Below are 6,270 nucleotides of genomic sequence, written 5' to 3'. Positions count from 1 at the left end.
AGCTGGAGGTTCCGGTACAAGACTTTATCCATTAACAAAAGCTGTATCTAAACAAATGCTTCCAGTATATGATAAGCCAATGATTTATTATCCATTGTCGGTCTTGATGCTTGCGGGCATTAGAGAAATATTAATCATCTCCACTCCAAGAGATATTATAGGTTTTAAAGAACTATTAGGTAATGGCAGCAATCTTGGCATGAAATTTGAGTATGTCGTTCAAGAAAAACCAAATGGCTTAGCCGAAGCTTTTATCCTAGGGGAAGAGTTTATCGGAGAATCTCCAGTAGCATTAGTACTAGGAGATAATATTTTTTACGGTTCAGATTTTGGGAATAAATTGCAAAGAGCTGCTTCATTAATAAGTGGTGGGACTATTTTTGGTTGTTATGTAAAGGATCCACGGGYATATGGAGTTGTTGAAGTCGACGAAAAGCGAAATGCAATTTCTGTAGAAGAAAAGCCTGAAAACCCCAAATCATCACTCGCAGTGCCAGGGTTATATTTCTTTGATAATGATGTCGTTGAAATAGCGAAAAATGTTCAAACATCTGAACGTGGTGAAAAGGAAATCACATCAGTTATTGATGATTATTTACAAAGAGGTAAGTTGAAAGTTGAGATTATGGGACGAGGTCTTGCATGGTTGGATACGGGTACTCATGAATCCTTGCTTGAGGCTTCAAATTTTGTTGAAGTAATTCAAAAAAGACAAGGATTGTATGTAGCTTGCATTGAAGAAATCGCATATAGAAGAGGTTATATTTCTAAGGAACAATTATTATTTCTTGCCCACCCATTAAAAACTGAATACAGTAAATACTTAGTGGATGTTGCCAATCAACCACAAGATAAATCTTTTACAACTATTTAGTTGTTATTAGTGAATACTTAGATTAAGAGGTGAAATGAGTGGAAAAGAAAAAAGTACTTGTTACAGGCGGAGCAGGTTTCATAGGCGGAAACTTTGTACAGTATATGGTTAACAAATATCCTCAGTATGATATATATAATTTAGATTTACTAACATATGCAGGTGATTTAACCAAACATCGTGAAATTTTACAAAAAGATAATTATCATTTTGTAAAAGCAGATATTGTAGAACGTGACGTAATAAATTCTTTATTTGAACAAGAAAAATTTGATTATGTAGTCCATTTTGCTGCTGAAAGTCATGTGGATCGTTCGATTACAAATCCCGGAATATTTGTTCAGACAAATGTAGTCGGAACACAGGTCTTGCTTGATGCATCCAAAAAAATAAATGTTTCAAAATTTGTACATGTTTCAACAGATGAAGTGTATGGAGAGCTTGATTTTAATCCTCTTACATTTTTCACTGAAGATACACCATTACAGCCAAATAGCCCGTATAGTGCGAGTAAAGCATCATCTGACTTATTAGTACGTGCTTATCATGAAACATACGGCTTACCTGTTAACATAACTCGGTGTTCGAATAATTATGGTCCATATCACTTTCCAGAGAAATTGATTCCATTAACGATTTCACGTGTTTTAAACGAACAAAAGGTACCTGTTTATGGTGATGGGAGAAATATTCGAGATTGGTTACATGTTTATGACCATTGTGCTGCCATTGATTTAGTGTTACATGAAGGTGTCGTTGGAGAAGTGTATAATGTAGGCGGACATAATGAACTAACTAATCTAGATGTCGTGAAAACAATTATTAGCGCTTTAGGAAAATCAGAGGAGTTAATAGAATTTGTAAAAGATCGCCTAGGTCATGATAAGCGTTACGCGATTGATCCAACAAAACTAGAACAACTAGGCTGGAAACCCACTTATACATTTGATTCTGGTATTGATCAAACTATTCAATGGTACATTAATAATAAAGAATGGTGGGAGCAAATAATCAATGGTGAATATAAGAATTATTTTGAAATGCAGTATAACAGATAAATATAAATATTTCCCCATCCCATCTTTAACCATATACAAAACATAGTGTAATTGAAGGTAGAAGGGAAGCAGGACATCAAGTGCCATCAGAAAAAGAGCCGAGTGAGGTGAAAAGGTAACTCGGCTTTTTATTTATCAGTTATAATGCTACAGTGTTGTCATCCAAGGTGTTATTGTATACTTATCTTTGGATTTAGTGTCGAATTATTTAAAATTCGCGTCCCAGGGTTGAAAACAATTCTACAGAATTCTGTCATTTTTCTACAATTCCAGTTTTGTAAGTTCTTTTGTCGGCGTGTCAAATTGAGAAACATTTGAGTCTGACCCAGGGACAGCACTCGAGAGAAGTTGTTGTATGAGAACATAGCAAAATGAAATTACAAAGTGGACGAAATTGCATCTTCGAGGATAGTCTGCAAAGAAAGAGACGATCAATGTGACCTGGTCACTTAGATCGTCTCTATCATTTTCTAGGCTTTAGTACAGCGGTTGCCTAAGTAAATCACGTACCGGTGCAAAAATATATTCGAATTATTCACTAGCGGTAAGCAATGGTTTTTACATAATTGATCCTGCATGAATTATCATTCCTGTAAATTGTCATAATTTAAGCGGTGTCGCCCATGACAATTTAATTGAAAATTTTTGATGAACAATTTTGAAGTGTATTAATTTTATGCTTTAAATGCAGTCGATTTTAATAGAAATTCTATTAATATTTAGCATGGGTGGCACCTTTTGTTGGAGACCGTCAGGTTGCCACTCAAAACTTTATAGAAAATCCAGCGGCGCCCGAAATTGTATTTTCGGACGCTTGTTTTATGTAAAGGGTCTCAGACTCTTTTTTCATTTCCCAAGACGGTTTTATCAATAGAATTAAAATTAAAGGAAATTTATTACATATATGGACGGAATAGGTTAAAATGAAGAGAGAGTTGTTTGTGTAAATGGCATGAAGGAGAGAAACGTTAAATGAAGATTAAAGTTCATATTATCATGAGGTTTAATGAGGATTCAATTGGAACAGCGACTTATTTACAACGAAGAAATGAAGTTGTTTATATTTGTGATAGTTACGTCAAAGGAGTACAAAAGCGCAATGATTTCACTTTTGTCGATCAACAATTTGTCGATTTGATCGATCACATGTAACCGTCAAGTAAGAATGAACAGTTTTCGTCAATTAGTTTTGAACAGTTTTCCTCAGTTAAGATTGAACACTTATTTCGGTAAACAAAGTTTTACGGTATTTCATTCTTAAGCTGTCATCCTCTTCACTAAAAGAGATTATTTCACTACGATGTAGGAGTCGATCTAGGATTGCTGTGGTGAAAGTGGGGTCTCCTAAGAATTTACCCCACTCATTCGGTCCTTTATTCGACGTAAGGATGAATGCCACATTGTCATATAGCTCGTAAATGAATTGGAAAAACAGACTTGCTTCTTTTGGATCGATTGTCATATACATGACATCATCGATAATGACTAAGTTAGAAGTAGTAATCCTCTTATACCGTGTGCGGGATTTACTAGTATATTCACGAGTTTTCAATACATATATCAGTTCTGCCATAGAGATGAATGCTACTTGGTACCCCTGATTAATGGCATGTATCCCTAAACCCACCGCAAGGTGGGTTTTTCCTGCACCTGGCGGTCCCATAAGAATGAGAGTGAAATTTTCCGTAACCCATTCTAACTCTTTAAGCAGTTTAAATTGACGTTCTCCTATAGCGTTTTGTTCTTTCAAGTCATATTCTTTAAGTGTTTTATGGTAAGGAAAATCAGCCCATTTCATATTACGGTCGATACTCTTTCTCTCTCGGCAATTCAATTCATGACTTAATAATTTATGAATAAATTCATGATAGGTCCAACTCTCTGCCTCTGCGTTTCGTAAAAGGGTAGGTAGTTCTTTTGCCGTTTCAGCTAGTCGAAGAGTTCGGCATTTTTCTTGAAGTCCATCAGCTGGATTTGTCATCGGTTTCTACCTCCAGTCAAAATATTGGCATAGTAGTCTTCCGACCGTTCCGCTGCTTGAAGATGCTCATATTTTGTTGGGAGAGTATGTATCTTCAGCCTAATATCTTCTTTTGCCTCCTTATGCAAGGAGAAGGCGATATCCCTGAAATCATTGGCACTGATCAGGTTCATTAATTTCACTTTTTCCAATGCCTCGTTAATATGAGCGGTATGAGTCTCGATAACAACTTTCAATACACGCAGTTGATCCAACTGATATCGACCATATTTTCTTCGTAATTCTTCGATAAACCATTCAATGAGTGCATGATTGTGGAATGCCTCAACTATTTGATGGGCAAGCAGTGCTGTTTTCGATTCTTTTAATTTCTTGTGTTTTGGATCCCTGATGGTTTGTCCTTTTTCAACGGAAATATGGTGTGCCGTCAGAATGGGACCGGTTGGCTTTAACCGGATTTGTAGTTGCCCATCTTTTGTAATCTCTAAATAGGCAAGGTTCTTAGACTTCGGATGATACGTTCCTGCAGGAACGGAATACCGATTTCCCTCGTATCGAAGAACGTTGTCCTTGGTGATATTTCTTGTTATACTTTCAGTAAGATGATTCTCGAAAGAGAAAGTTGAAGAGACTATTCGTAAGTGTTGCTTTTCCAGGGCGTGCACTTCGAAGGGTCTTTTTTTCGTATTGTGATGAATCTTATGGTTTCCCGTTCTTTCGAGCCAATCGAGTGTCGATTCGTTCCAAGTTGATAGATGGTCATATGTCCTATTTTTACTGAAGTTATATTTAACGAACTTAACGACTTGCTCAATCTTTCCTTTGGATTCCGGATCACTCTTGCGACAAAGGTAGATTTTAAATCCGCGTACTTTTCGGTATTTTTCAAACTCTGCAGTTAACATCAGATCTCCCGCATTTTCGCTGACGGACAAAATAGCGTCTTGGTCATAGACCATTTCAATCGGTATACCCCCAAAGTAATGAAAAGCATTTTCATGACAGCGCATCATGTCYTGCGTGCGAAAAGGCCTGTCCAACCATKCGACATACTTGAACCGGGAATGAGAGAGAACAAAGGCAATAAAGTACAATCGTTTATTCGTTTCCTCTGTCGTTTTCACTTTGTCTTGTCCAAAGTCCACCTGAACCTGATAGCCCATTGGTAGGTCTGGAACAGCTTCATAAATCCGCTGGTTACTGACCTTGGGAATTCGGTAAGTATCCCTCACTTCATTAACATAACTCCGCACAGTACTTTCAGCTACATTTTGCACATCGCATTTTTCCTGCAGCCAATCATAAACCTGAGCACCAGTTAGATCGGGATGTTGTTTCAACCACATAACAATGTAATCCCGGTAGGGATCTAATTTCCTTCCCCGCGCTTGAAGCGTTAAGATAAACGCCTCAAATTCCTCTGGAGACTTCCCAAGATACGATCGAACAGTATTCCGTGAGATAGATAGTTTGCGGGCAATCGCTGCTTCCTTAAATCCTTCTTCTTTTAACTTCCTGATTTGATAATAATCCATTTTCTTTTTCACTCCAGAATCCTCGCTTTCTATAAACTAGTTACTAGTATATAGAAGCTAAGTTTTTAGTGAAAACTGTTCAATCTTAATTGGTGAAATCTGTTCAATTTAGTTTAGCGTTTACAATTATTGATAGTTACAACAAAGGGTTTCTATCTGGTCTCCCTCTCCCTAGTCTTCAGTTATTAATTGGAATAATTATTTTGATTGCATTATCTTTACCTAGTCATCAAAAAGAAGATGAGTAAAATTTTTGACAAGATGCTCAAGCAGCAATTTTCCTTATTGAACTAACGGGGCAGTTTAGCAGAAGAACCGATTCATGATTATAAAAAACGTAGTTAGGTTTTAGCTTAGAAAGGAATTTTAAATGGAAAGTATTTTATTATTAATTTTCGGTGTAGGATTTATTGCTTTTGGGATTAGACACAATAAAAATATTCACAAAGAAGAAGGTTTTGGTCATAGTGGTTCAATTATTCTTGAATTTATTACAAGTTGGACAGATAAATTACCATATTGGTTTACAAAAACATTTTATTTATTGATTGGGCTTGGATGTCTGATTGGCAGTTATCTTACATATTTTTAAGGAGATTGTGAGGATTCTACTTAAACTAACGGAGCAGGTTAGTTGAATAAAGAGTAATTCATAAAGGCTATGGAAACGTATAGTAAAGTGCGAATTTCACATAACAAGTTTTGAAAGATAACGGATGCGTTTATTTAATTTGGAGAAAGTATGAGGAATGAAAATGGAGCAGATTAACTTGTTAAAGTCTAAGGGAATCATTGTTAAAGAATTGAAGAACAAAAGAGAAG

General features: G+C 36.2%; 6 protein-coding genes. 4 read left to right on the top strand and 2 right to left on the bottom strand.

Annotation, left to right across the window (positions count from 1 at the left end; translation table 11 throughout):
- From rfbA to AC1DOS_RS17215, 3 genes are all read left to right on the top strand, one after another.
- Window positions 1-874: glucose-1-phosphate thymidylyltransferase RfbA (gene rfbA, locus AC1DOS_RS17225; RefSeq protein WP_477538487.1), on the top strand; the 874-nt coding region annotated here is incomplete at its 5' end.
- A 38-nt stretch (window positions 875-912) separates the two neighbouring features.
- The gene (gene rfbB, locus AC1DOS_RS17220) at window positions 913-1,932 is read left to right on the top strand and encodes a dTDP-glucose 4,6-dehydratase (RefSeq protein ID WP_477538486.1); all 1,020 of its coding nucleotides are present in this window, start codon (window positions 913-915) and stop codon (window positions 1,930-1,932) included.
- Between the two features lie 972 nt (window positions 1,933-2,904).
- Window positions 2,905-3,084: a hypothetical protein gene (locus AC1DOS_RS17215; protein ID WP_477538485.1), complete on the top strand. Its 180-nt coding sequence runs from the start codon at window positions 2,905-2,907 to the stop codon at window positions 3,082-3,084.
- A 55-nt stretch (window positions 3,085-3,139) separates the two neighbouring features.
- Here the strand turns inward: AC1DOS_RS17215 and istB are convergent, their stop codons facing one another.
- Entirely contained in the window at window positions 3,140-3,913 is a 774-nt protein-coding gene (gene istB, locus AC1DOS_RS17210; protein WP_477538484.1) for an IS21-like element helper ATPase IstB, read from the bottom strand.
- Window positions 3,910-5,460 (bottom strand): IS21 family transposase, encoded by a 1,551-nt coding sequence (istA, locus tag AC1DOS_RS17205; RefSeq protein WP_477538483.1) that lies wholly within the window; start codon window positions 5,458-5,460, stop codon window positions 3,910-3,912. The genes istB and istA overlap by 4 nt, the downstream gene beginning before the upstream one ends.
- Before the next feature lie 358 nt (window positions 5,461-5,818).
- Between istA and AC1DOS_RS17200 the strand changes: the two genes are divergently transcribed.
- On the top strand, window positions 5,819-6,040 hold the full coding sequence (locus tag AC1DOS_RS17200; RefSeq protein WP_477538482.1) for a hypothetical protein: 222 nt from the start codon (window positions 5,819-5,821) through the stop codon (window positions 6,038-6,040).
- Window positions 6,041-6,270: the final 230 nt, after the last annotated feature.

The sequence above is a fragment of the Paenisporosarcina sp. P5_A11 genome, assembly GCF_056400705.1.
Note: the sequence above shows the minus strand (reverse complement) of the source record. Positions and strands in the feature narration are given on the sequence as shown.